Raw genomic sequence first — 25,791 nt, 5'->3', positions numbered from 1 at the left:
TCTTTGTGATATCAAAATCATATCACTTTATATCATTCTTGTCAAGTCCTCCGCAGGCAAAAAAAAGAGCCGCCGCACAAACACTGTGCAGCAGCTCCTTTTTGTTTCTCTTTTTTATTTCAATCCCCCTTATGAGGTATCCAAATGACACAAAATACAATTACACTGATCGTTCTGGCTGTCCTTGTTGTTTTTTCCCTGCCGGCTTTGTACCGAAAAAAGAAAAGCGGTGATCTGACCCTGTGGGGTAAGGGACGCAACATTCTGGGGCAGCTGCCCTCGGAAGAAGCTGCTTGTGCAGCGGTGTCTTCCTCTTCCCGCAACGGATCCCAGAAGGACATTCTGCAGTTCGTTTCCTCTCTGATGAAGCTGGTGCGCAAAAATCACTGGTACATCGTCATGCCCGGCCAGCTTTCGGACGGCAAGACCAAAACCAATCTTTCGCTCGTACTCATCACGCAGCATCGTGTCATCGGCCTGAAATGTTATGGTTATGGCGGTGCCCTTACCAATAACGGAAAAGCTGCCGACTGGACACAGAAGCTGGATAAGACGACCAAGGCGATCCACTCTCCCCTGCCGGATCAGACCGCGCAGCAGGCAGCTCTTGCGTCTCTTCTGCCCCAGCTGAATGCATCTCAGGTCGAGGTCTTTTCCGTTTTTACCACACCGGGCGTGCAGCTGATCAACTGCAGCGGCCTGAACTGCTTCACTTCCGTTTCCCTGCTGGAAAAGCTGCAAAGCTCTTCCGCGGACTGCGCCGGCCCTCTTCAGCCGAAGGAGCTGGGCACTGCACTGGAAGCCATGAAGCCGGACCCGCCCGCCAAAAACAGACAATAACAACCTCCCATATGTGCGGTTGCCGTACAAGCAAAAACACCCTCACGGCTTTTCCATTTCAGCTGTAAGGGTGTTTTTGTTTTGCTTTTTATTATAACCCGTTCACGATATTTTCCGGCCGCTGTCCGCTTTGCACCGCCCGGATCGCCGCGGCGATCATGCGGCAGGCTGAGCAGCGGATTTTCCGTTGTGACCGGTTCCGGCGCAATGGTGTCCAGTCCGGCTCCGGCGATCTTGCCGCTGCACAGGGCTTTGGCAAGGGCGGCGCTGGCCACAAGGTCGCCGCGGGCAGTGTTGACGATGAAAATGCACCGTCCTTCATGCCCGCCAGAAAACCTGCGTCCACCATGTTCACGGTCTGAGGTGTGACCGCCAGATGCAGGCTGAGGATATCGCTGCATTTCTGTATCGTTTCAAGAGCTGCATATTCCGCATGGTTTCGTTGACCACCAGATCTTCCAGCCACTGTTTCCGCACGGCCTTTTTATCGCAGGTCTTTTTCTTCTTGGCAGCAGCACACTTGTAGTAGGTATACATTTTCCCGGTGTGGCTGACACCGCTTTCTCCGAACATCAGCGCTCCGCACTTACCGCAGTACAGCTTGGTGGTGAGCAGATAGCTTTCCTCTGCCTTATGACGGGCAGGGGCCTTTTTATTTTTCGCCAGCTTTTCCTGCACCTTGTTGAACAGGTTCGCGTTTGCGGAGCGCAGTGCAGCAGTGAAAGCCCCAGTGGGGCTTTTAAACGACAGAACGGTCTTGCGTAGCAAAATGGAGGGGCCTTACCCCGACAAGTTCACCTGACACAAGTGCCGGGATCGTATTGGGCTGTACCACATCCCGCAAACGCAATTCGCCGATGTACCGGCGATTACTCAGCATCCGCTAAATCGTATTGTAGGACATCTCCCCGCCCATTGAATTTTTGATGTTGTGTACCTTTAACCAATCCCGCAGGTCAGTCATCAAAGATGCCACGTTCGCTGTCCTTGATCATCTGCTGGAACTGCGGGCGATTATCCGTTTTTTTAACCGAATACAATTCTTTGTTCCAATAAAAGCCGCCATCATTCTCAGATCGTCCAGTTCTGGCTTGCCGACTGCAGATCCACCATGTGGGTGTACAGTCCCTTCCGGGCGTACAGCTCTGCCGGGCTGCCCTGCTCGGCCACGATGCCGCCCGACAGCACCACCACCTGATCCGCACCGGCTACGGTGCGCATCCTGTGGGCGATGATGAGGACGGTTTTGTTTTTTATGAGCCGGGATAGAGCCTCCTGAATGGCAGTTTCGTTCTCCACATCCAAGCTGGCGGTGGCTTCGTCCAGCAGAATGATGGGCGCATCCTTCAGGAAGGCGCGGGCGATGGAAATGCGCTGACGCTCGCCGCCGGAAAGAGCGCAGCCATTCTCGCCGATGTTGGTGTTCCACTTGTCCGGCAGCTTTTCGTCAAATTCCTCGTAGTTTGCCAGCTTTGCCGCCGCCAGAACCTCTTCGTCCGTTGCACCTTTGCGGCCCAGACGGATGTTTTCGAGAATCGTGTTGTCAAACAGGGTCACATCCTGAAAGACGATGGAATACAGGCTCATGAGCTTTTCCGGGTCGATTTGGGAAACCTCCATGCCGCCCACGGTGATGCTGCCCTTCTGGTAATCCCAGAACCGTGCCGCCAGCCGGGAAACGGTAGTTTTGCCGCCGCCGGAGGGGCCCACCAGTGCCGTGACCTCGCCCTGCTTTGCGGTAAAAGAAACGTCCCGCAGAACCGTCTCGCCGGAGTTATAGGCAAAGCCCACATGGTCGAACACGATATCGCAGCCCTGATTGGTCAGCTGTTCGCTGCCGGTCTGCAGGGGAGCGTCCAGAATCTCATTCATGCGTCCTACATTGGTGCGCATGGCAATGACCGCCGCCAGATTCTGCAAAGCCCCCTGCATGGGGTCGTACATCCGGGATGCCGCCATCAGGAACAGAAACAGGGTCAGTACGTCGATGCTGCCCTGCACCAGAAGCACCGAACCGGTGAGCGCCACCGACGCAATACCCAGCTTGAGCACCATGCCGGCGGAGGACACAAACAGCGCTGTTGTCAGTTCTGCCACGATGGACTGCTTTTCCACTGCCCGAATTTTTCCGGAAAGGCCGGACAGATAACGTTGCTCCGCATTGCTGACTTTCAGGTCGCGGAGGGTCTCGATGTACTCCTGAATGCCGTCCGCACAGGCCATTTTCGCCGCCATGGTCTTGGCCTGCACCTTGTCCTGCACCCAGTAGCTGCCCACCACGATGGCAACAGATACCGGGATGACCCACAGCGCCGCCAGTGCCATCCGTCCGTCAAAGGCGAACAGGCTCAGGGCAATGAGCACGGTAGAGATGAGGGAACCGAACAGACCGGGGATGAAGTGGGAGCAGTCCTTTTCCAACACCTCGCAGTCTGCCATGATGGTGCTGGTCAGGTCGGCAAGGTCGCGCTTGCCGAAAAAGGACAGGGGCAGCTTGCGCAGCCGCTCCGCAAGGGTCAGGCGACGGGTGCCGCTCTCTTTATAGGTGGTAAAATAGGTGCCGTTATACTGGAACCATGTGGTCAGCAAAATCAGCACAAAGCAGGCAACGCATCCCACCAGATAAAAGGTGCTTCTCCCGCTCGTAGAGCCTTCCAGCAGGTCTTTTACCAGAAGATACAGCAGCCCGGTGGGCAGCATGAACGCCATGTTCTGGAACGCACAGGCCAAAACGCCCTTTACCAGCCCCTTTGCGCCCTCCGGGGAGCTGGCCGTTGCGTGTTGAATTTTTTCGATCATTCCTTACCCCTCCTTTGCGACCTTCCACTGCACTGATGCCTGATAATCCTGCCACATCCGGGCAAACAGGCCATTCTGCGCACACAGCTCGTCCTTTGTGCCGGATTCTGCGATCTGCCCATCCCGCACCACATAGATGCAGTCGGCGTTGGCGACGGTGGACAGGCGGTGTGCAATCATCAGCACCGTTTTGCCCTTGGCAAGCTGGGCAAAAGCGGCCTGTACTTTTGCTTCATTGTCCGGGTCGGCAAAGGCGGTGGCCTCGTCCAGGATCAGGATGGGCGCATTTTTCAGCATGGCACGGGCAATGGTGATGCGTTGCTGCTCGCCGCCGGAAAGATACACGCCCTTGGTGCCGATGACCGTATGGATGCCCTCCGGGAACTTCTCCACGATATCCATGCACTGTGCAGCTTTCAGTGCTGCCAGCACCTCGGCTTCGGTGGCCTGCGGCCTACCCAGACGGACGTTGTCCAGAATGCTGCCCTTGAGCAGGCGGCTGTTCTGGAGCACAAAGGAAATGGTGTCCATCAACTCTTCCTTGGGGATGTCCCGCACATCCGCTCCGCCCACCCGGACGCTGCCGCTCTGCACATCAAAGAACCGGCAGACAAGGTTTGCCAGCGTGGATTTTCCGCCGCCGGATGGACCTACAAAAGCCACGGTCTGTCCCGGCTGAATCTCCAGCGAAACGCCCTTTATGACCTCGTTTTTTCCGTCGTAGCTGAAATGCACATCCTGCAGCGTGACAGAGGAATCCTTCGGGTGCTGCGGAACAGCCTGCACCTGCATGGGCGCCGCCTCCAGCACCGAGTCGATGCGTGCCAGCACATCCGCTACCACCATCTTGCTCTCGCTCATGTACATCATGCGGGTCAAAGTCAGGGAGATCACCGGCGTAATGATGATATAGAACAGCAGGTTCAGCAGAAACTCCGGGGTGACGCCGTGGGTCGTGAACAGCAGCCCGCCCGCGATCAAAAAGGCGAACACGCCGTTGACGGCGGCGGTGTAGAACATCATGGGCAGGCGCAGGTCTTTGGTGTAGGAGATGACCCACTTTTCATACTCATCAATGGTGGCCTTGAACTTTTTGAAGGAAAATACCGACTGCCCGAAGGTCTTGACCACCGGGATACCCCGGACGTACTCCACGGCCTCATTGGACATCGCCTCCAAGGCGTTGCCGTACTGCCGCATTTTTTCAGCCATCCGCTTGCCGGTCATGGTCGTCATAATGAGGAAAGCCAGCACCACCGGCGCAAGGCTCAGCAGCCCCAGCCGCCAGTCAAATGCCAGCAGCAGCACCAACAGCCCCACCGGGGTGGCGATGGCGTTGTACTGGTCGGGCAGCTGGTGTGCCAAATAGGTCTCGGCGGCTCCGGTGCTCTCGTGGATGATCTTGCGCAGCTTGCCGCTGCCGAAGGTCTCGGCAAAGCCCAGCGGCAGCACCGCCAGATGCTCCGACACCGCCAGCCGCAGATTGGTCGCCACCCGGAACGCCGACAGATGGGAGCACATCAGCGCTGCAATGTAAATGAGGTAGGACAGCACCGCAAACAACACTGCCATCCAGCCGTAATGGGGGATGTTCACCGCCTGCGCATAGTCCGGCGCAGCGTTCAGCACATCCCGCAGGATCTTCCAGATGTACACAAAAGGCACCAGCGCCACCAGCGCACTGACCGCAGACAGTACCCACGAGACGTAGGTGAAATATCGGTAGTTCCCGGCATAGCTCATCAACCGGGAAAGATCGGACTGTTTTTTCACGAAAAGACCTCCTTCAAATAGTTTTTATGCAAAAATGTGCCGTGGCGTTTTTGCTCCACAGCACATTCTGCGTATTAACCTGCTAGATTTTCAGTACAGAACAGCTCAATGCAGTTGTCGATCATCGTCTGGTCACAGTCGGTGGAAATGCCGGAGGCCAGCCAGTAAGCATATTCGCCTGCATCGTACTGGCTCAGAGCTTCTGCATCCGAACCATAGCGGAACTCAATATGGTAAGTTTCCGCACTGGTGTCCGGCGCAAGGAAGAAGTAGGTGAACTCGCCGGAATCGGCATCATCGCTTTCAAACTCATACAGCCCACGCACAGGCTCCATGCCAATATAGTGATAGGCATGGGAGAACAGCACATTGCCGTCCTTATCGGTGCCGGAAATGGTAGAAGTTTCACCATCGAAGGTCAAGGTCGCAAGGCTATTGGTAAAGCCGCAGAAATAGGCTCCGCCGCCGTTGGCATACGCTTTGACTGCATCTTCGCCGTAAACATCACCTGTCACCATAGAGGACAGCTTCTCAAAAGCAGCTTCGGCATTGTCCTCGCCCACGAGAGCGGTACAATCATCCAGCCATGTCTGCTTATATTCGTCCGCCAGAATCACCGGCCACAGTTCCTGATAGCTGCCTGTTAGGTCGTTCAGCAGCTGTGCAGCGGCAGCTTCGTTTTCATCCACAGCAGAAGAGGCGGTCTCTTCTACGGAAGAAACAGTGCTTTCTGCGGCAGAACTTGCAGAAACGGGAACAGAGCTCGCCGTGCCGCTGCTGCAGCCAACCAGAAGAGAAGCAGACAGAGCTAGCACAGCAGCTGCACTCAGAATTCTTTTCATCAAACGCATTATCAATTTCCTCCACAAAATCAGAATATCGGCGTTAGCTTCAACTAATCACGATACTGATTTTACTGGAACCGGACTTTCTGTGCAAGAACCAAATCGACAGAATCTATCCAATCGGACGCATCTTCCGATACTCCGTAGGCGTCATGCCGGCTGCTTCCCGAAATGCAGAAGAAAACTTATTCGGATTTTCGTACCCGACCCGATGGGCGATTTCAGCAACCGTGCAATCGGTTTCGAGTAGTAGCTTCTGTGCCAGCTGCAGCCGGTACTCTTTCTGATACGCATAGACCGAGCTTCCGTAAATGCCTTTGAAACAGCTTTTTAATGCCGTAGGCGAAAGGCCGACCTCCTGTGCAAGCTGTTCGATTGTACGGCGAACTGTCAGTTCCTGCGTGAGAAGAGCCGCAGCCTGCTTCACACACTCCACCTGATGCTGATTGAAATACTCTGTCTGCTGCACATCTTCCCTGTTTTTCAGCCGGGTCAGAATATGCAGCAACTCCAGCACTTTCAGCCGAAGATAGCCGGTGTCCGGCACAGAATGCGCTGTGTAAAGCTCTGAAAAAATATGGGCAATGGTCGGTTCTGACCGCAGGATACAGCAGCGGTTTTCCGTGCAGATGTGCCGCCGTATGACATCAAGGTCTACGCTGTACCATTCCATTTGTTTCCGCATTTCCGGCGAGATTGCATCCAGATCCAGCAGAATGGTAATGCCGTGATAGTGCCGCAATGGGAAGCAGGAGGAGGATTTCTTGCGCGCTGCTGCACACACCGCAAAATCCCCTGCTGCCAGATAGCAGCAGCTATTTTCCCCAAAACTGCACTCGTAACGCCCCACGCGGCAGTGGTTGATCTCGATCACATTCCGCGCTGGTGCGGGAGCCTCGTCAAAGGAAACAAGATGCATATCGTTGTAGTACAGTTCTGCCCCCGAAAACAGTGGACAGATGGTCATACTCCCGCTCCCCGTTCCGTTGGAGAACACGACGGTGCGGGGCATCGCCGTAGAAGCAGTTTGCTCCGGGGAAAGATCAAAAAGTGATTTATACATAGCCATTCTCTTTTCCTGAAGATTCGCTTTTTCTTACTGATTCGCAGACGTGAACTGTCAAATTCCATTTCTCTGCAAAAATGTTTCCATCAAATCAAGATACCGTTCCGCCTGAACGATGAAGCCCACATGACCGCCCGGAACATTGTGAATCTCCGCATCCAGTTTCCGGAACAGATCTGCGAACCGTTTCTGATCTTCAATCGCTGTCATCCTGCGAGGTGCGCAGAGTGCTTTTTCTCATACACCGCAGCCGCGATGCACCAGCGGATGAACTGCTTTGATTCTTCTTTCTTCATTTTCTTCGCTTCCTGTTCGTAATCATAATAGCCAAAAGCGTTCCATCTCCGACACAAGCAGTGCCGGATGATTGATGATCTCGCCATGGCCGAAACCGGGGAAACAGCGGACGATCAGGCTCGGATATGCCGTCCGCAGCCGCTGGATGGCCTTTTTCATGTGCCCTTCTTTTTCTCCGTACCAACAGGCGACCTTTGCATCGGGCTGTACCAAAAAGTCCGTTCGATAGAGATAAAGTCCTGCCTCCCAAGTGGCCCGGACGGATTCCAAACTGATATGATCCGGGATACGGCGGAGCATAGTCTGCATTCCCTGCTCCGTCTGCCCCATAAAGCGCAGTGCCCATGCAGGCATGTACTTTTCGTGTGCCGTTCGATATTGCTTTTGCGGCATGACCTTCAAAATCAGTCGATTCAGCACTCCGAAATCCAGATACTCCGGCCCGCTGAGGATCATCCGATCGATCTGAACGGTTGGGGAAGCCTTCAGAAAAACAGCCGGTCCGCAGCCCAGCGACTCTGCAAAAAGCAGATCCAACTGTCCGTCAAGCTCTTTTTCAATATAAGCGGCCAACTTGTCCGCCTGATCCCGGGCAGTCGTGTAGGTCGTTTCACCGGTTCCATCAAAGCCATCGAAGCTGACGGCATACACGCAGAATTTCCTTTCCAGCAGCGGGATCAAGTCCTCAAACTGCTGCCAGCACATAAGATTTCCGTGCAGCAGCATCATGGTCTTTCCCTCTATATTGCCGAATCGTTTGATTTCCATACCAATCTGCCCCCCCCCGCTATTATCTGACCTTCATGCAAAAATCGCAGCGGTCATTTCCGCGCCCCAGCGTCATGCTTCTCTCCCAGATCAGCTTCGGATGCAACCCGGCGTAGCTGATGTCATCGCTGTCGCAAAAGCAGCGGCACAGCTCCGGACAGCCGTAGTCCGCACAGGTGTCGTGATAGGGGCACTTCATCATATCCACACGCCAGATGCCGTTACCGGTCTGCAGTTCTTTTGGGACAAAGCCCGCCGCCGGGCCGAAAACGCTCCGGGTGGATTTGACAAAAACGCCGGGAACAAGGCGGTAAAGCCCCGGTATGTGCAGCAGGGCGGCAAGCTGTTTGTGGCTCGTTCTCGCCAAGTGCTCCACATAGCCGTGAACGGTTTGCAGTGCTTCTTCTTTCGGCATGACCCGCTGCAAGGTCTCGTAGGCCGAAATGCCCGGCAATATCTGCCGCTTGAGATGGTATTGCTTTTCCTTGCTTGCATCTGCATTTTCAGCCAGCAGCGCATTCAGGCGCATATCAAAAGCGGCGTTCAGCTGCTTTGCCTGCGCAGGAAAACGTTGTGCCGCAGTCTCCCGGAAATCACGGGAAAGGTAAGTTTCCTTTCTCTTCATCGTCCGTTACCCTTTCTTTTTGTACCCGCAGTCGCAGTAGGGTCCGCCGGAAGCAAGGGTATACTGCCGCACAAAATTTGTCACACCGCCTGCTTCGCTCATGGTGTAGTCCAGATGGCACAAAGCAGGGGTCAGGTCATACAGCCCCAGCTCCTTCATCAGCACACAGATGCCGCACTTGGTAAAGCGTCCTTCGTAGCCGCTGCCGTCAGGGTATTCGTAAAATTCCATGTTCCACGAGTAGGGGTTGCGGTCGGCGGCTTTCAGAGCAGCGGTGGCCTTCATGGCGGCAATATCCTTTGGGGTAAACTTGCTTTTTCCGCTCTTGCGGCAGAACCACTGCATGGGCTTTGTCATCATGGACTTTGCGTAGTAATCCGTCAGCCTGTCCACCTCCGGACGTTGCGGCATGGAGAGGATGAACGCGCCGAGCATTGCGCAGTTGACGATGTTCATCTTGAAGCGGTCCGCTTTTTCAAACTCCGGCAGCCTGCGGATGATCTGCCGGTATTGCGGCTTTGCCTTTTTCGTGATGGCTTTTGCGGTGGCTGCATCATAGCCCAGCACAGCGGTCAGCTGCTTTTGAAAGGAGCCTGAAAACAGCACCCACATTCCAAAGGGCATTCCGGCATATTTCATTGTCTGTCTCCAAATCCGATCTTCACGATCTGCATTTTCATCCCGTTGTCCCCGATCTTGGCGAGAAATCGGAAAAAGCCGCTGACGGAAGGGTCTTTCAGGTCGTTGTAGCCCATCATATAGCCCCTGCTGGATACTTGCAAACGGCTGTCCCATGGGGAAAGCTCGCTTTTCGCATCCGAAACCGCGAAATATGCTCCCACATCCTTGATTTTCGCCGTCCTGAGCCACGTTTTGGCGATCATCTTTACCGCCGTGCGGTTGGCGGCATCGAACACCAGCACCCCGCCGGGAAAAGCATCTGCCATCCCCTGCACCAGCGCCTTGACCTGCTCCGTCAGGAAGTAATAGAACACCCCGGAGGCAAAGAACACCGCCCCGCCGGAGGCATCGATCTTGTCAAACCATGCGGGGTCTTTTAGGTCGCAGGGGATGTTTTGCTCCCGCTCCCCGGCGGGCAGCAGCTGCTGCCGCAAGGCGATCACATCCGGGAAGTCCAGATTGTAGCTCTTGCATCTGCCGTTGTCGCAGGCTCTGCCGGTGTTATCCAGCCCGCAGCCCAGATTGACTACCGCCGCACAGGGGTGCGTTTTCAGGTATGCCTGCACCTCAAAGGCAAGGTCATTCTGCCGCATGGCGACCTCCAGTGCACCGAACCGCTGCATCAGGCTGCGGGAGTTTTCCTCTGCCTGCGAAAAATCGTAGTCGATCTGGTCGAGCAGCTGAACCGCTGTTTCGTCCCGATAAAGGTTTGGGTACAGTTCGGTACACAACTTCCGGGAATACAGTGGGAGGATCAGCGTCTCCTGCACGGTGTTTTTCTCGATTTTGTATTTCATATCGGGTCCTCTCACTTTCTGATAAACGGCAGCTTCGGCATACCGTCCTGCTCAGCGATAAATGCCAGCATTTCAGCAAAGCCCTTCGGATCACGAATCTGATATTGCATGTGATCGTATCCCTCAAATACGGGGTAATTGCCACAGGGATAGGCTTCTATCACCGCTTGACGGTATTTGAAATGATCTTCTATGCTGCCAAACTCGAAATAGAGATGCTTTTGCAGTTCTTCGGAAAGTGCTGGAAAGGGTTTATCCTCCAGGCTGTCCAGAATCTGTCGCCGCAAATTTGTGTAGGTCAGATTTTTCCCTGCGGCTATAAAATACGGCTTTATGGAATTATCGTCACACCACAGTATCTTTTTCAATGTGCCGCCCTTTGACCAGTACAGGCTCTTGATGGCCAGATACAGAAACGGTGTCATCATGCGGCGCGTACCTTTTCCGATTTGTGCAAACTGCCCGCCGTCAAAGAAAACATGTCCGATGGGCAGCTTCGTGCCTGTCAAAAACGCCATGGCAAGGTCAGCACCGATCGAAGAAGCCACAACCAGTTCAAGGCGTTCCACCCCCTGCGATTTCAGGTATTCTTCCACCTGACGAACCTCGTCCGCCTTGCTGACATATTTCTGCCCTTTGCAGTACACGGTGGAGGTAGGTAAAATGCAGAAATACCGATCCTGTAAATAGTTTGCAACCGGTTCGCTGCTCTCCCCCGTCACACCCATAGCATGAAAGAACAGCACCGCAGGATGATTCCTGTTGCCATAAGTTTGAAACATCATTGATATCGCCTCAGCTTTCCATAAGAAGCATCATAATTCTCGCAAGTACCGCCGCTATGGCTGCCATACCTACCGTACCGAACAGCCACTTTTTCTGCTTGTCTTTTGCAGTAATGTAGGGCTTCAGATCCTCCGTTCCGGGGATCGTCCATGCGTTCGTGTGCCCCACCCAATAGCTGTCAACCAACAGGCGGTCCATGAGATTCATAACGGACAAGATGACGAGTAACTGCCAGAAACCCTGAACAAAGCCCTTTGCACCGTTTATCCCATAGACACAGACCAGCACATAGCCGGGAATGCAGACTGCTTTGAACAGCAGGCTGTTGCGTCGGATGCGTTCCGGGCTTGTAAGCCCCAGTTTTACGCACCGCTGCTGCACCGCTGGGCTGTAAAGATGCACCATCCCAACAGCCCCTTACGGATGCCCGCAGCGCAGATCAGAACCAGCAGAACTCCCAACCCAAGACCTTCCAGAATCACCTGTAAGAGCATTCCCTGTTCCTCCTGTATCCGTTTTCATCCCGGTATTCTGGATGCTCCTTTAAGTACGGATCCTTGTCGCCGCAGATGGTATAGTCGCATCGGCAGCCGTCCACGCAGGTGGTCGTCCGCACGAGCTTGGCATGGAGCAGTTCCATGGACGCATAGTCCACATTGCACAGGGCGGGCATAATGTCCGCAAATCCGAACCGCTTGGCAAATTCCGCCGCCGGACACGCCGTAAATTCATAATAGATGGGCTTGTTCTTTTCGTAAGGAGCCACCGTCATTTCATAATCGTGCCACTTGTCACAGCCCGCTTTTGCCCGAAGGAACGCTATGTGCATCAGTTTCTTCCAGAACGGCTTGTTGATGTCAACGAATCGCAGCTTCCAGAAGGACGGCAGGATCAGATTTTCTTCTATCTCTTCCATTTCGCGGAATGTGACCACATCCCGGCACACATCGTAAAAGCACATGATGGCGATGCAGTCGTAGGTGCCGCCTACGCCGTTGTGAAAATTCTTTTTACCGCCGAGGTCGGTGCGCCACTTAGAAAGAAGCTCTGCGTATCTCAGCTGCACCTGCTCCCAGACCGCCTCGCGCTCCACCTCCGGATAGTGCAGAGTGATTTTCGCCAGAATTTCCTTTTTGCAGGGTTTGGAATATAGCACATGGCAGCTACGGTCAATTTGTAATTCACTGTCCTTCATCTTCCCACGCCTTTCAGAAAACCGCTCTTTGCATTTTCTTCGGTGTCGTCCGATTCGTCGTAGGCATCATAGGGTGCCGATGGGTCGTGTACTCGTTTTTTGAATGGTGAACAGCTCTTGTCTTTGTGGGCAAACGCAAAGGCAAAATTGTCCGTCCATCCCGTGTGACCGGTGATGAAATATGGATGCAGCCCACGTGCGCGCAGTTTCCGCTCCAGCTCCGCCAGTGACTGCACAGCCAGCTCATTGTCCTCCGCCAGTGAGGAAATGAAGCTGTAGCCGCCGTCCGCGCCAAACCACAGCGTGTCGCCGGTAAAAAGGTACTTATCGTCAATGAGGTAGACCATATGTCCCCATGTATGACCGGGAACCAGAAAACACTCGATCCTGACGCCGTCAATGTCAAGTACCTGCCCATCGTGCAGCAGCACTTTTTCATTGTTGATCGTCGCCTGCGGCAGCTTGTAAAGGTGGTAAATGACCCTGCGGCGTGCTTCTCCGATCAGATACCGGTTCTCGATCTCACCGATGTACAGATTCGCATTTCGGAACAGCCCCGGACTGTCTGCTTCCACCGTACCCACATGGTCGGTGTCCTGATGGGTGATAAGGATATGATGTATCGACTTCGGATCAATCCCAAGCCAGCCCATTTTTTCGGCAAGGCGGTCGTAGTTATATCCCGCATCGACCATAATGGTCGTATCGCCTTTGCGGTAGAAGAAGATGTTCGCCACCCATTCGCGCACGCAGGCAACATTCTTGTCGATCCAGCCGGTGTTCAATGGCTTGAAGATCTCCTTGCCCCGGTACATCCAGCTCATTGCTTTTCTTTGAAATTCCGTTGCCTTTTTCGACATGATCGCACCTCATTTCTGTGCTGTGATGCACAGCCAGCCCTTTTTATTTTTGTGGTTCTGGATCTTACAAAATCCTGCTTGCTCCAGATACGTTTTACCGTTCACAATGCAATGCTTTTTACCAGATGCGCCCACTGCTCCGGGTGACAGGCCAGCAATTCCTCGTGCTGCAAGTTCTGCTCATGGAGAACAGGATGTGCAAAATGCTGCTGATACCGGGCACGGTATTTTTTGCCCATCTTCAGGGCGTAAAAGATATGGATCTCGGTACCGGGCACATGGATCTTATCCGGCAGCGGAGTGATAAGATCGGAGTAGAACTGGTTTTTGCAGCTCTGCATGGTCACATAAGGGCGGGCATCGCCAAACATTTTCAGAAAAGCCTTGACATAATCCCCCGACTCTTTAGCACACTTGTCCAGACGCTTTTGGAGAAATTTCGCCTTAATCTTTCCATCCCGCACCACAGGGTAGATCAATGGCAGCAGAAAATCCGTCTGCAAGCTTGCCGTCAGCGGCGACGCCTGATCCAAATCAGAGCTGCCCAGAATGCCACAGTCCATGTGGATGTTCTGCCGTGCCGCCAGCAGCCCCACAAATGAGCCGCCCAGAGAGCAGCCGTAGGCCGCCCGGATGCGACCGCCGCAGTGGGTCTTGAGGTAGGCCTCGATCTTTTCGGTCTCCTCCAGCATGGTGGGAAATTCGGTCTGTTCAGTCTCATCAAAGCCATCGTAGCTGACGCACAGCACCCGGAAGCTGTCAGCCAGAAGCGGGATCACCGCCCCGAAATTGCTTTTCCAATGGCAACAGGTGCCCGGCAGCAGCAACAGCACCGGGGCATCCTCTGCACCAAAATGGTAGATCTTCATCCTGATACGCTCCTTCTCTATTTATTTTCCACCTGTAAATAGAAGAGATATATTTCTTCGTATAGGGCAGAGTTGTGAGTTAGGTAAAGCTAACTTTCAGTCTTATAAAAAGCCGCTTCTCAGCGGTCCTTCTGCCAAAATAATACGCCCTGCCGTCTCCTCTGTCAAGGAGTTTAGTCATTTTCGGAGATTTTGAAAAAGATTTCGCTTCCGTCCCCCAACCATCACCCCAGTGCCACGTCCAGCACCATCATCACGCTGAAGCCCACCGCGAAAAACACCGTGCCGACGTTGGAGTGCTGTCCCTGCGACATTTCCGGAATCAGTTCCTCCACCACCACATACAGCATGGCTCCGGCGGCAAAGCTGAGCAGATATGAAGAAAAACAGAGCGTTCCCGTTGGGGAACTCCCTGCTGTACATATCGCTGTTGTCTGTGGTCTTAATCGCAAGTTTTACAAACAGCGCAATTCTCAACGACCGATTTACGATATGCAATTCACGGTTGTTATCAACGAATCAAATCGTGAATTGCGATGGCAGGGTGCGTCCTATTCAGGGGCGCACCCTGTTTTTGTTGCTATTTTTACCATCACATAAATTTGCGCTGCCGTTGCCATAGCAACCGACAAAGGAAAGTGAATTTGATAAACTGCTCTACAGTTGGTTATCACTAACTAACTTCCACAACCAAAGAACCATTGATTTATCAAAGGAGTTTTCCATGAAAAAAATTTCTCGTCGTTCGTTTATCACTGCCATGGCTGCTGTAAGTGCAGCCGGTGTTCTGGCCGCCTGCGGTTCTTCTTCCAGCAGCACGGCTTCTTCTGTGGCTTCTTCCGCTGTATCCAGCGAAGCAACTTCCTCTGCCGCATCTATGGATGAGACCGGTACCCATACCGTCGTAGACCACGGCGGCAACGAAGTAGAAGTGCCTAATAAGGTCACCCGTGTCGTCATCGACCAGATTCCAATCCTGTCCACCTACATGGCTTATTTTGAGGGCAGTGCTCCCTACATCGTGGGTTACTGCGGCTCTTTCAAGTCGGTCATTTCTGACACTGTATTGAAGAATATCGCCCCGGAGCTTCTGGAGTCCAGCGATACGGTCTATGCTCAGAGCGACCTGAACATCGAGGAGATCATGAAGCTGAACCCTGATGTTATCCTGTACAATGCTGGCAACTCCTCCCATGCCGAAATCCTGAAGGCCAGCGGAATCCCCTCCATCGGTTTCGCTACCGTGGGCGCATCTACGGAAGCTGATCCCATTGAACGTTACGAAGAGTGGCTGAAGCTGCTGGAGCAGATCTTCAACGAACCGGGCAAGACCGACGCCTTTGTTGCTGCCGGTGATGAGATCGTGACCGATGTGGAAGCCCGTATTGCGGAAATTCCTCAAACGGATCGCCCCAGTGCGCTGATTCTGTGGAAGTATGCAGACGGTGTGCCGCAGGTATCCGGCCAGGGCACCTTTGGCACCTACTGGATGAAGCGTCTGGGCGTAACAGACAAGGCACTGGAAGCCACTGGCTTTGCACAGGCCAGCATGGAGCAGATTTATAGCTGGGATCCCGATATTCTTTTCTTGGATGGTCCCGGCCTGCAGCCCCTGCGCACCGAGGACGTGCTGAGCGGGAATGTGGACGGTGCTGACTTCTCCACCCTGACTGCCGTGAAGAGCGGCCGGGTCTACAACACTACGTTGGGTATCCTCGTGGTGCGCACATCGTCGAGCTGGGTGAGCAGAGCCACAATACGGGTGTTCTGCTGGATGGCACGATGGAAGAATTTTTTTATGATGAAAATGGCAATCAAATCAGCATCTGCCGTTTTTGTCCCGGAGAAGTATTTGGTGCAGAACTGGCCTGTACTGGCTGGACGGCAAGTCCGGTCTGTCTGCGTGCCAGTTCGGACTGTACCGTAATGCAGCTGGATTTCAGCGCATTGATGTCACAGAAGACGCTGACCTGTCCCTGCCGGATGCAAGTCACAGCAAATCTTATGCAGGATATGGCGCAGCAGCTTCTCTTTTTTAACACCAAAGTGCGTATTTTAGCACAAAAACGGCTTCGAGATCGTCTGAAGATTTATCTTCAAACCTTGACACCCGATGAAAAAGGCTGTTACAGTCTGCCCTACACCCGGACAGAACTGGCAGATTTCCTCTGTGTGGACCGCAGTGCTCTTTCCCGTGAGCTGTGCCGGATGCGCGATGAGAGGATTCTTGATTTTTCCGGTGCAAAGATTCACCTGTTGAACCCAACGTTTTTGTATGGTTGGAACTGACAGTACTTCTAAATCTATGAAAAAAATTGTCTGCCGAATATTTTTGTTCGACAGACAATTACTTTTTAATCTTTTAGTGTACGACTACCGGACACATTCTTCAAATATTCCTTCGGGTCGCCGTTCAGAATCAAATCCGCATAGCCCAGTGGGTCATTGTAGATAAGGTAGTCCAGTTCCGTCTGCTGCGCCATGGTCACATCCAGTGCATCCTCGACCCCGGTACAGTCAATGGAAATTTTTCTCCCATAGAATACAAAAAATCCGAACCCTTCTCCTATTGGAAAAAAGTTCGGATTTTGTTGTTGTGGTGCACCTCCAGGGACTCGAACCCTGGGCCCACTGATTAAGAGAAACCAACGTGCAACAATCGTCAATTTTCAGAATTGCGTAAATTCGTCATTTTTATCGTTTCACCGTAAATTTGTATTTTGCATCTGCTGCATTCTTTGCACCTGTCATTCCATCTTGCATCCGTTATCCAGCCGTTCCGGTGTGCAAAAATGTGCAGAGCCAAAATCAGCCTCTTAAAACAGGGATCGGATTTTTATGCAAAGCCGGGAAACCGGTCAGGTTCGAGCCCAAAACAGCAGCTGAAATCTTGCCTGTTTAGACCAAGTATCAAATGTACATTCACAACTATGATTCATGGCAGAGATTTGGACAATCGAACAGACACTACTTTATATAGAAAGAAGTTCCCTATGAACAAACTGCTTTCCTGCCGCTACACCATGGACACCAACCGGGTGGAAGCCCGGTTCGAGGATGGCATCACTCTTGCCATCGACTGCATCGCCGTGGAGGACGATTACGGCAACACCCCGGCACAGCGGGCAGAACTTGACTGGCTGCTCTACCATAAGCCTTTGGAGTATGCACAGATGGTGCTGGGTGGGGAGATTGAGCACTACCTGTCACTTGGCTGTGACCATGGAAGAATGGAAGATTGATTGACAAGGTTACATAACAGTTAACACAGCTTGCATTTGCCCTGCAATTTTTCAGAATGGAACGCCCCAAGGGCACCCGGTCTATATCCGGCAGATTTTTCATAAAGAATCTGCCGGGTATTTTTGTTTGTCATAAAGGAAGTCTTGCTTTTTATTGTAAAATTGGATACAATATAAAAAAGACATTTGCACGGAGGACTCTATGGAATATATCGGCATCCAGAAGAAAAACGGCGGTGTAGTGGAAGCCCTGCAGCAGGCCATTTTATCTGGGCAGATCCCGGCGGGCACTGAAATGACCCAGAACGAACTGGCAGAGAGTCTCGGTGTCTCTCGGATGCCGGTGCGGGAGGCCTTGATGATCCTTGAATATCAGGGTCTTATCATCCGCCTGCCCAACAATCGGATAAAAGCGGCAGATTTGACCGAAGAGACACTGCGCCAAATTTTGGCATTGGGGGCTCAGTTGGAACGGCAGGCTATGCGTGCGCTGCCGCAGGATGCGATGTTGGCAGGCGGCGAGATGCTGCAGCACCGTACTCTGCGGACCGTCCTGTCCTATCCGCTGCACCGCAAGCTGCTGGAGAGCATCCAGGAGACCTACATTGCCTTTGCCGTGAGCGCACGTCCTACGCCGGTGAACGACCGGCTTGCCCGCCTGCTGATGCTGGACCGTCAGGGCTCCCCTGATGTGCTGGAGGCATGGAACGCCTATGAAGAAGAACTGCTGCATCTGATTTTAACGATAAGGAGTCAATATGCTGGGACTGAAACCCATTAAGCTGCTGCCTGCCCGCGAGCGGGTAGCTTCCGCTTTGCGGAAAGCCATTATCTCAAAAAGCATCCCGGAGGGCGCAGAACTCACGCTGGAAAACACCGCACAGGAACTCGGCGTGTCGGTCACGCCGGTGCGGGAGGCCTTTCAGATTCTTGCCCGTGACGGTCTGCTGGAAGTCAAGCAGAACAAGTGCGCCATTGTGCTGGGCGTAACGGAAAAAACGATTCGGGAGCACTACCAGCTGCGCGCTGCCTTGGAAGGCACCGCCTGTATGCTCTGCTGCCAGAACAACGCTGACCTGTCCAAGATCAAAAACTGCGTGGATACTGCTGAGGAGGCTCTTTCTCTTCAGCAGGCCGGAAATTATACTGACTACAACCAGTCCTTCCATTTTGAGATCTGGGAAGCTTCCGGCAATGAAAAAATGCGCAATCTTCTCTCGGAGCTGTGGAACGGCCTGTCCATTGGCGTGGAGATGAGCGAGTTGGACTATGCCCTCAACTCCCAGAGCGAGCATAAAAAGATCTATGCAGCGCTGGAAGCACGGGATGCGATGGCCGCACGGGCTGAAATGGAAAAGCACATCCTGCGCAGCATGGACGATGCGCTGACCTATTATTTATAAGATCAAGGAGGACAAGACAGTGTATACCTGTGCGAACTGTACGGTTCTGGCCTGCGCCAACAACGAGCCGGAAAAGATGCCCAAAAACTGCCCTATGCGGAATGCTTCGGTGATGGAGGCCGCCCGCGCCGGCTATGATTTGCCTGAGAATCACGATTTCTACGTCAACTGTTCGGCCATTGAGGGGCTTGGCTACTGTCAATGGCCCCGCCTGAAGGAGACGGTGGAGTTCTGCAAGCGGATGGGCTACCACAAGCTGGGTCTTGCATTCTGCAAAGGTCTGCGGAAGGAAGCCCGCATCGTGGCCGACCTGCTCCGTGCGCAGGGGTTTGAGGTGGTGTCGGTCATCTGCAAGACCGGCGGCATCTCCAAAGAAGAAGTGGGCATCCCGGAAGAGGTCAAGATCCACCCCGGCGAATTTGAGGCCATGTGCAACCCCATCGCACAGGCAAAGCTTCTGAACGAACAGCACACCGATTTCAACATTGAGGTCGGACTTTGTGTGGGACACGACTCGATGTTTTATAAGTATTCGGACGCCATGGTCACAACGCTGGTGGCCAAGGATCGTGTTCTGGCGCATAATCCCTGTGGTGCCATTTACTGTGCCGAGGGGTATTTCAAAAAGCGGCTGGAATAAAAGAAGGAAAAAACGTGCGATCTCCAAAGCAGATGGAGATCGCACGTTTTTTGCAGAAGGCGGCGGAGGGAGATTTTCTTGTATCCTACTGTTTGTCTGGCGTGCACAAAAATTGGTACATAATCCGTGCAATGCGACAAAACTCGAAAAAAGGGATTGACAAATCTCTGTTTCGGGTGTATTCTCGTGTCGTCAAGTGGATACATTATCACAGATTAAATATAAAGATTTAAAAAAGACGCTGCCGAGATTCCCGGAATTCTAAGGTTCCGGGCAGATTCTTCCAGAACGAAAAAGGGCTGTGAGGGCACAGCACGGCGGCAAAGACTCTGCACAACGAGGTGCAGCTGGGGCGTTCCGAAAGTCAGGGCTGTTTTGCTCTGATAAAAATGGATACATTATATTTCATTAAAGGAGGATTCCCCGGTATGTCAGCAGCAACTATCACCCTACTCTTTCTTCTCTTCGCGGTCGTCATGTTCGTGTTTGAGAAGATCCCCCTCGGCGTAACGTCCATGATCGTCTGTATCGGTCTGGTCGTCACCGGCGTGCTGGACATCAAGACTGCTTTTGCAGGCTTCATCGACAGCAACGTCATCCTGTTCGTCGCCATGTTCATTGTCGGCGGTGCACTGTTTGAAACAGGCATGGCCAACAAGATCGGTGGCATTGTTACCCACTTTGCCAAATCTGAGCGCAGCCTCATCGTGGCCATCATGGTCATCGTTGGCCTGATGAGCGGCTTCCTTTCCAACACCGGCACCGCCGCCGTCCTGATCCCCGTGGTCATCGGCATTGCGGCAAAGTCCGGCTATGCCCGCTCCAAGCTGCTGATGCCGCTGGTATTTGCAGCGGCCATGGGCGGCAACCTTTCCCTCATCGGCGCACCGGGCAACCTCATCGCCCAGAGCGCTCTGGGTGAGATCGGGATGTCCTTCGGCTTCTTCGAGTACGCCATCGTGGGCCTGCCCATCCTCGCCGTCGGCATCCTCTTCTACGCCACCCTTGGCATGAAGCTGCTGCCCAACCATCCCGTCTCCGATGATGACTCCTTCAGCGGCGAGCAGGACTTCAGCAATGTTCCCAAGTGGAAACAGGTGCTCTCCCTTGTCATCCTCGTGCTCACCCTGCTGGGCATGATTTTTGAAAAGCAGATCGGCATCAAGCTCAACATCATCGGCTGTATCGGTGCGCTGGCTCTGATTCTCACCGGTGTCATCTCCGAGAAAGATGCCCTGAAGTCCATCGACCTCAAGACCATCTTCCTCTTCGGTGGTACGCTGTCTCTGGCCTCTGCACTGGATAAGACCGGGGCAGGCGCAGAGATTGCGAACATCGTCATTGGTGCTCTGGGCGAGAATCCCTCTCCCTACGTCCTGACTCTGGTGGTCTTTCTGCTCTGCTGCGTCATGACCAACTTCATGTCCAACACTGCTACTACCGCCCTGATGGTTCCCATCTGCCTGAGCATCGCACAGGGCATGGGTGCCGACCCCCGCGCAGTCCTGATGGCTTGTGTCATCGGCGGCTCCTGCGCTTACGCAACGCCCATCGGTATGCCCGCCAACACCATGGTGGTTTCCGCCGGCGGTTACACCTTCAAGGATTATGCCAAGGCTGGCCTGCCCCTCATCCTCATCGCAACGGTTGTCAGCATGGTGATCCTTCCCATCGCATTTCCGTTCTTCCCGCAGTAATACGGGCAGAGCGTTGAATAAGTGAAGCAAACACACAAATGTACCAAAGCCAAATCATTCAAGGAGGAAATGGAATGAACAAACAGGAACAGGTGCAGCAGATGACGACCTATATGGCAAACTTTGTGAGCCATATCGCCAAGGTGCTGCCGGACGACATCATCAAAAAGCTGGATGAGCTGGGCGCACAGGAGGATGCTCCTCTGTCCAAGGTCATCTACGAGACCATGAAGCGCAACCAGAAGCTGGCCAAGGAGCTGAACCGCCCCAGCTGCCAAGACACCGGTGTGCTGCAGTTCTGGGTAAAGTGCGGCGTGGACTTCCCCCTCATCGGTGAGGTGGAGGGTCTGCTGAAGGAGGCTGTGGTCAAGTCTACCTTTGAAGCACCTCTGCGCCACAACAGTGTTGAGACCTTCGATGAGTTCAACACCGGTTTGAACGTGGGCAAGGGCACTCCCACCGTGTGGTGGGATATCATCCCGAACAGCGACAAGTGTGAAATCTACGCTTATATGGCAGGCGGCGGCTGCACCCTGCCGGGCAAGGCCATGGTTCTGATGCCCGGTGCAGGTTACGAAGGTGTGACCAAGTTCGTCATGGATGTCATGACCAGCTACGGCATCAATGCCTGCCCTCCGCTGCTGGTGGGCGTGGGCGTTGCCACCTCTGTTGAGACCGCCGCTCTGCTGTCCAAGAAGGCTCTGATGCGTCCTCTGGGCAGCCACAACGAGAACGAGCGCGCAGCCTATATGGAGAAGTTGCTGGAGGACGGCATCAACTCCATCGGCCTTGGTCCTCAGGGCATGGGCGGCAAGTACTCCGTCATGGGCGTGCACATTGAGAACACTGCTCGCCATCCTTCTGCCATTGGCGTTGCCGTCAACGTGGGCTGCTGGAGCCATCGCCGCGGCCACATCATTTTTGATAAAGATCTGAACTACACCATTGATACTCATTCGGGGGTGACTTTGTAATGCTGACCATTAAAGACGGAAAGAAGATCCTTACTACTCCGGTCTCCGCAGAAGACCTGAAGGACATCCATATCGGTGATGTCGTTTACCTGAACGGCGACCTGACCACCTGCCGTGACGTGGCGCACCGCCGCCTCGTGGAAGAGGGCCGCCCGCTGCCTGTGGACGTCAAGGACGCTGCCATTTTCCACGCCGGCCCCATCATTCGCCCTCTGGAGGACGACAAGTTCGAGATGGTGTCTGTGGGCCCCACCACCTCCATGCGTATGGAGAAGTTCGAGTATGAGTTCGTGCAGAAGTCCGGTGTCCGCGTCATCGTGGGCAAGGGCGGCATGGGCCCCAACACCGAGCGCGCCTGCAAGGAGTTCGGTGCCATCCACTGTGTTTTCCCTGCCGGTAACGCCGTTGTGGCTGCCACCGAAGTGGAGGAGATCGTCGAGGCCCAGTGGCGTGACCTCGGTATGCCGGAAACTCTGTGGCACTGCCACGTTAACGAGTTTGGCCCCCTGATCGTTTCCATCGACGCTGAGGGTCGCAACCTGTTCGAAGAGAACAAGGTCATCTTCAATCAGCGCAAGGATAAGGCCGTCGAGGAAATTTGCAAGCACGTTGGCTTCATCAAATAAGATCCAACTGCGAAGCCAGCGTTGCCTATACCCTGCGGAGAGCAACCATCCATCAAAAGCTTCTTCTCCTAAAATGAACTCACTATCACGTTAATTCTAACAACCATATTTGCTTTCACAGATCCAACAGACTTCTTATCATTTACTCCTATCTTCATTACCCTGTTTATTCTGCTTCTCCGCAAAACACCCCGGATGCTGTCTGCCATATCAGCATCCTGGGTGTTGCTATTTGCGGTCAAATATGTGCACGAAAAAAATGCAGACAAAGAAGATCTTGACCGTTCTTTTTGTTCTACACACCTTTGCCACTGCTTTGCATCTGCAAGGTGGAAGTAATCCACAGGAGGACAACCCAAATGAGCCCATTGGAGATCACACTGGTCATCCTGCTTGTAACGATCATCGCCTTTGTATCCGGTAAAGTCCCGTTCTCGGTCATTTCTACCGGCATCATTCTGGCGCTGATCCTCACCGGCATCAAGACCCCTGCCGAGGCCTTTGGCGGCTTCATCAACACGAACGTGGTCATGTTTGTAGCCATGTTCGTCATCGGTGCAGGGCTGACCAAAACGCCCCTGATTGACAAAGCCCAGAGTCTGGTCATCCGCTACAAGGACAATATGCGGATGCTGATCTTTCTTTCCTGCGTGGCAGGTGCGTTTCTGGGCGCCATCACCAGTGCCACCGCAACTGCCGCTATCATGATCCCTCTGCTGGTAGGCATTGCGAACGACATTGGCGTGAGCCGCAGCAAGCTGCTGTATCCTTCTATGGCCTGTGCCAACATTGCCACCCAGATGACCTTTCTCGGTCAGGGTGCTTCCAACATGGCATGGAACGATGTCATGATGCAGGCCGGCGCACCGATGCCGCTGCACATCTGGGATTTCACCATTGCGCGCATCCCGATGCTGACCATTGCCATCCTGTACATGACCTTTGTTGGCTATAAGCTGATGCCGGATATTCCCAACGAGCAGTTTTCAGATGCAGCCCATACGGCTTCTGAGAGCGAAAAACTCAGCCCCTTCAAGCGCAAACTGGCTGTCCTGATCGTTCTGGTCTCCATTGCAATGATGCTGCTGGAAAATGTCATTGGTGTCAAGATGTATCTCACTTCCTGCATCGGCGCTGCCGCTCTGGTGCTGACGGGTGTGCTGACCGAGAAGGAAGCTCTCAACTCCATCCACCAGCCGACCATTTTCCTGTTTGCCGGTGTGCTGGCTCTGTCGGACGCCATCCAGACCACCGGTGCAGGCGATGTGGTGGCAGACTGGATGATCCGCCTGCTGGGCGATACCACCAATCCGTACATCATTATGCTGGTGTTCTTCCTTGTTCCCTTCATTCTGACACAGGTCATGTCCAATCTGGCTACCCTGACCATCTTCATCCCACTGGTCACTTCCGCCTGTATCCGCATGGGCGTAGACCCCCGTGCTGCCGTGGTCGGCGTGATCACAGCCAGCTGTGTGTCCATCATGACCCCCATGGCAGCTCCCTGCCAGATCATGATCATCGAGCCGGGCGGATACACCTTGAAGGATTATCTCAAGTGTGGTACCCCGCTGGCGCTCATCCTCATTGTCGTGTCCGTATTTTTCCTGCCGACACTTTATCCTTTTGCCTGATTCTATTTTCCCACCGCAGTAGTATGCGCAAACTGCATATCGTAAATATGCCGTTCTGTTCGGCGCTATTTTTGAAAACCGTAATAAAAGCAGCAGAAGTTTTTGAGCATCTCATAATTCTGTCAAGAGGGCTGGCACCGTCCGGCCCTCTCTCTTTTTGCCAAAGTTTTCCTTGTGTTTTCTTGCAAGCTGCCGAAATCAGCGTGTTCTCAAAAGTTCGCGTTTGCGAAGCGCAGCGGAGCAATGAAAGCCCCAGTGGGGCTTTTAAGCGACAGAACGGTCTTGCGTAGCAAGATGGAGGGGCCTTGTCCCGACAAGTTCACGTTGACATGGCTCGATTTTTGTGGTAACCTATTCCAACAATTTAATATAACATATTTACTTAGAGTTCCAGCTCGGCTCCCGAAGGGGCCGGAGCAAGTTTTTAACTTTCTTATCGCTACATAGCAAACCCGAACCAAGGCCATCCCAGAAGGGATGGTCAGGTTCAGGTTGTTGTGTGGCGATTTTTTATTGCCAAATTCAGCACCGTACCTTGAAAATCGAAAGACCGTCTGCATGGGATACCCGGCGATGACCCCGCAAAGGAGAGCCGGAAAACGCCGCCGGAAGGGGGGCAGGAAAGCCATGCGGGGAGAACGGCTAAACGTTGATTCCTCAGTTACCAGAAAACAATGTGGTCAAATTGACCACATTGTTTTTCTGTAACGCCAGTGAAAGGAGGGTCATTTCCATGTATATGACAAACGAAGAATGGGAGCAGAACAATCAGGATTATTTGAAAGAATCGTATGAGGAAACGGGTTTTACCGCCGGAGGATCTGACGGAAAAAGAGTACAACCAGCTCAAGGCTGACTTTTCCGGGCTGGACAGCCTGATCGAGCAACTTTCGGCTTATATCCAGTCCACAGGTAAGAAGTATGCCGACCATGCTGCCACCTTGCGCATCTGGGCAAAACGGCAGAAAGCAGAACAAAAATCGAAACCGGGCATCCCGGACTACACCTTCAAGGAAGGAGAAAGCCTATAAAGACGATCGAGAAAATTTTAGAACAGTCCGTTTCCAGTATTCCCGAAAATGTCGAAGATTATTATGGCATGGATGGATTGCTGTACTGCGGAAAATGTCATACGCCAAGGGAAGCGTTCTTCGCAAAAGGCATTGCCCTGATGGGCAAGAACAAGCACCCAATCGAATGCAGCTGCCAGCGCACCGAGAGGGTAAAGCAGGAAGCCCTTATCAGCCAGCAAAAGCACCTTGACCGTGTACGGCGGCTGAAAACAGAGGGATTTTCTGACCCGGCAATGCTGGACTGGAAGTTTGAAAACGACAATGGCCGCAGCCCACAGATGCACCACACACCGCTATGTAG

Annotated in this window: 27 protein-coding genes and 5 pseudogenes; 15 read left to right on the top strand and 17 right to left on the bottom strand. The window is 53.4% G+C overall.

Annotated elements, in window-relative coordinates:
- Window positions 1-144 precede the first annotated feature (144 nt).
- Both GKG34_RS13335 and GKG34_RS15950 read left to right on the top strand, forming a co-directional pair.
- A complete protein-coding gene (locus tag GKG34_RS13335) occupies window positions 145-840 on the top strand; it encodes an NERD domain-containing protein (RefSeq protein WP_005940568.1) in 696 nt (231 codons plus the stop codon).
- 158 nt (window positions 841-998) lie between these two features.
- Window positions 999-1,202: a hypothetical protein gene (locus GKG34_RS15950; protein WP_044953524.1), complete on the top strand. Its 204-nt coding sequence runs from the start codon at window positions 999-1,001 to the stop codon at window positions 1,200-1,202.
- A 58-nt stretch (window positions 1,203-1,260) separates the two neighbouring features.
- Here the strand turns inward: GKG34_RS15950 and GKG34_RS13320 are convergent.
- The 16 genes and pseudogenes from GKG34_RS13320 to GKG34_RS16095 all read right to left on the bottom strand — a co-directional run.
- Window positions 1,261-1,530 (bottom strand): annotated as a pseudogene (locus tag GKG34_RS13320) (recombinase zinc beta ribbon domain-containing protein); the annotation flags it as partial.
- Window positions 1,531-1,911: 381 nt separating this feature from the next.
- The gene (locus GKG34_RS13315) at window positions 1,912-3,639 is read right to left on the bottom strand and encodes an ABC transporter ATP-binding protein (RefSeq protein ID WP_154256514.1); all 1,728 of its coding nucleotides are present in this window, start codon (window positions 3,637-3,639) and stop codon (window positions 1,912-1,914) included.
- 3 nt (window positions 3,640-3,642) lie between these two features.
- Window positions 3,643-5,412, bottom strand: a complete 1,770-nt coding sequence (locus GKG34_RS13310) for an ABC transporter ATP-binding protein (protein WP_173012851.1) — start codon at window positions 5,410-5,412, stop codon at window positions 3,643-3,645.
- 74 nt (window positions 5,413-5,486) lie between these two features.
- On the bottom strand, window positions 5,487-6,263 hold the full coding sequence (locus tag GKG34_RS13305) for a hypothetical protein (protein ID WP_243139274.1): 777 nt from the start codon (window positions 6,261-6,263) through the stop codon (window positions 5,487-5,489).
- Window positions 6,264-6,369: 106 nt separating this feature from the next.
- Entirely contained in the window at window positions 6,370-7,224 is an 855-nt protein-coding gene (locus GKG34_RS13300; protein ID WP_223388001.1) for an AraC family transcriptional regulator, read from the bottom strand.
- Window positions 7,225-7,641: 417 nt separating this feature from the next.
- On the bottom strand, window positions 7,642-8,388 hold the full coding sequence (locus GKG34_RS13295) for an alpha/beta hydrolase (protein ID WP_005940637.1): 747 nt from the start codon (window positions 8,386-8,388) through the stop codon (window positions 7,642-7,644).
- A 22-nt stretch (window positions 8,389-8,410) separates the two neighbouring features.
- A complete protein-coding gene (locus GKG34_RS13290) occupies window positions 8,411-9,013 on the bottom strand; it encodes an L-2-amino-thiazoline-4-carboxylic acid hydrolase (RefSeq protein WP_005940640.1) in 603 nt (200 codons plus the stop codon).
- Window positions 9,014-9,019: 6 nt separating this feature from the next.
- Window positions 9,020-9,652 carry an L-2-amino-thiazoline-4-carboxylic acid hydrolase gene (locus tag GKG34_RS13285; protein ID WP_005940643.1) on the bottom strand — a complete coding sequence of 211 codons (633 nt, stop codon included), beginning with the start codon at window positions 9,650-9,652 and terminating at the stop codon, window positions 9,020-9,022.
- Complete coding sequence (locus GKG34_RS13280; protein ID WP_005940652.1) at window positions 9,649-10,491, bottom strand: class I SAM-dependent methyltransferase; 843 nt, start codon at window positions 10,489-10,491, stop codon at window positions 9,649-9,651. Before GKG34_RS13280 ends, GKG34_RS13285 begins: the two co-directional genes overlap by 4 nt.
- Window positions 10,492-10,502: 11 nt before the next feature.
- Window positions 10,503-11,276 (bottom strand): hypothetical protein, encoded by a 774-nt coding sequence (locus GKG34_RS13275; protein ID WP_005940654.1) that lies wholly within the window; start codon window positions 11,274-11,276, stop codon window positions 10,503-10,505.
- 10 nt (window positions 11,277-11,286) lie between these two features.
- Window positions 11,287-11,682: a hypothetical protein gene (locus GKG34_RS13270; RefSeq protein ID WP_005940657.1), complete on the bottom strand. Its 396-nt coding sequence runs from the start codon at window positions 11,680-11,682 to the stop codon at window positions 11,287-11,289.
- Window positions 11,640-11,771: a hypothetical protein gene (locus tag GKG34_RS16100; protein ID WP_278244221.1), complete on the bottom strand. Its 132-nt coding sequence runs from the start codon at window positions 11,769-11,771 to the stop codon at window positions 11,640-11,642. The genes GKG34_RS13270 and GKG34_RS16100 overlap by 43 nt, the downstream gene beginning before the upstream one ends.
- Window positions 11,756-12,472, bottom strand: a complete 717-nt coding sequence (locus GKG34_RS13265; protein WP_005940660.1) for an L-2-amino-thiazoline-4-carboxylic acid hydrolase — start codon at window positions 12,470-12,472, stop codon at window positions 11,756-11,758. The genes GKG34_RS16100 and GKG34_RS13265 overlap by 16 nt, the downstream gene beginning before the upstream one ends.
- The gene (locus GKG34_RS13260) at window positions 12,469-13,332 is read right to left on the bottom strand and encodes an MBL fold metallo-hydrolase (protein WP_005940663.1); all 864 of its coding nucleotides are present in this window, start codon (window positions 13,330-13,332) and stop codon (window positions 12,469-12,471) included. Before GKG34_RS13260 ends, GKG34_RS13265 begins: the two co-directional genes overlap by 4 nt.
- 101 nt (window positions 13,333-13,433) lie before the next feature.
- A complete protein-coding gene (locus GKG34_RS13250) occupies window positions 13,434-14,201 on the bottom strand; it encodes an alpha/beta hydrolase (protein ID WP_005940666.1) in 768 nt (255 codons plus the stop codon).
- Window positions 14,202-14,425: 224 nt separating this feature from the next.
- Complete coding sequence (locus GKG34_RS16095) at window positions 14,426-14,551, bottom strand: hypothetical protein (protein WP_005940669.1); 126 nt, start codon at window positions 14,549-14,551, stop codon at window positions 14,426-14,428.
- A gap of 374 nt (window positions 14,552-14,925) precedes the next feature.
- Between GKG34_RS16095 and GKG34_RS15945 the strand changes: the two are divergent.
- The 3 genes and pseudogenes from GKG34_RS15945 to GKG34_RS13235 form a co-directional block, all read left to right on the top strand.
- Window positions 14,926-15,891, top strand: a pseudogene (locus GKG34_RS15945) (ABC transporter substrate-binding protein); the annotation flags it as partial.
- Between the two features lie 38 nt (window positions 15,892-15,929).
- Window positions 15,930-16,091, top strand: a pseudogene (locus GKG34_RS15940) (Crp/Fnr family transcriptional regulator); the annotation flags it as partial.
- A gap of 36 nt (window positions 16,092-16,127) precedes the next feature.
- Window positions 16,128-16,490: a helix-turn-helix domain-containing protein gene (locus GKG34_RS13235; RefSeq protein WP_005940681.1), complete on the top strand. Its 363-nt coding sequence runs from the start codon at window positions 16,128-16,130 to the stop codon at window positions 16,488-16,490.
- A gap of 65 nt (window positions 16,491-16,555) precedes the next feature.
- On the opposite strand, the pseudogene GKG34_RS13230 reads toward GKG34_RS13235, so the two are convergent.
- Window positions 16,556-16,738 (bottom strand): annotated as a pseudogene (locus GKG34_RS13230) (DUF6061 family protein); the annotation flags it as partial.
- A gap of 456 nt (window positions 16,739-17,194) precedes the next feature.
- On the opposite strand from GKG34_RS13230, the gene GKG34_RS13225 reads away from it, so the two are divergent.
- The 10 genes and pseudogenes from GKG34_RS13225 to GKG34_RS13180 all read left to right on the top strand — a co-directional run.
- Window positions 17,195-17,443, top strand: coding sequence for a DUF6061 family protein (locus tag GKG34_RS13225; RefSeq protein WP_154256510.1), 249 nt, complete (start codon window positions 17,195-17,197; stop codon window positions 17,441-17,443).
- Window positions 17,444-17,645: 202 nt separating this feature from the next.
- Window positions 17,646-18,224 (top strand): GntR family transcriptional regulator, encoded by a 579-nt coding sequence (locus tag GKG34_RS13220; RefSeq protein WP_005940688.1) that lies wholly within the window; start codon window positions 17,646-17,648, stop codon window positions 18,222-18,224.
- On the top strand, window positions 18,202-18,846 hold the full coding sequence (locus GKG34_RS13215) for a GntR family transcriptional regulator (protein WP_005940691.1): 645 nt from the start codon (window positions 18,202-18,204) through the stop codon (window positions 18,844-18,846). The genes GKG34_RS13220 and GKG34_RS13215 overlap by 23 nt, the downstream gene beginning before the upstream one ends.
- 19 nt (window positions 18,847-18,865) lie before the next feature.
- Window positions 18,866-19,486 (top strand): DUF1847 domain-containing protein, encoded by a 621-nt coding sequence (locus GKG34_RS13210; RefSeq protein WP_044953533.1) that lies wholly within the window; start codon window positions 18,866-18,868, stop codon window positions 19,484-19,486.
- Between the two features lie 428 nt (window positions 19,487-19,914).
- Window positions 19,915-21,183, top strand: coding sequence for an SLC13 family permease (locus tag GKG34_RS13205; RefSeq protein WP_044953526.1), 1,269 nt, complete (start codon window positions 19,915-19,917; stop codon window positions 21,181-21,183).
- Between the two features lie 74 nt (window positions 21,184-21,257).
- Window positions 21,258-22,157: a L(+)-tartrate dehydratase subunit alpha gene (gene ttdA, locus GKG34_RS13200; protein ID WP_044953528.1), complete on the top strand. Its 900-nt coding sequence runs from the start codon at window positions 21,258-21,260 to the stop codon at window positions 22,155-22,157.
- A complete protein-coding gene (ttdB, locus tag GKG34_RS13195; protein ID WP_005940583.1) occupies window positions 22,157-22,783 on the top strand; it encodes a L(+)-tartrate dehydratase subunit beta in 627 nt (208 codons plus the stop codon). The genes ttdA and ttdB overlap by 1 nt, the downstream gene beginning before the upstream one ends.
- Before the next feature lie 359 nt (window positions 22,784-23,142).
- Window positions 23,143-24,417, top strand: coding sequence for an SLC13 family permease (locus GKG34_RS13190; RefSeq protein WP_005940589.1), 1,275 nt, complete (start codon window positions 23,143-23,145; stop codon window positions 24,415-24,417).
- Between the two features lie 791 nt (window positions 24,418-25,208).
- Window positions 25,209-25,448, top strand: coding sequence for a hypothetical protein (locus tag GKG34_RS13185; protein WP_005940599.1), 240 nt, complete (start codon window positions 25,209-25,211; stop codon window positions 25,446-25,448).
- A gap of 68 nt (window positions 25,449-25,516) precedes the next feature.
- Window positions 25,517-25,791: pseudogene (locus GKG34_RS13180) on the top strand (ATP-binding protein); the annotation flags it as partial.

This window comes from Faecalibacterium sp. BIOML-A4, assembly GCF_009679665.1.
In the GTDB taxonomy this organism is placed as follows: Bacteria; Bacillota; Clostridia; order Oscillospirales; family Ruminococcaceae; genus Faecalibacterium; species Faecalibacterium taiwanense.
This window is presented reverse-complemented; position numbering and strand designations above follow the sequence as displayed.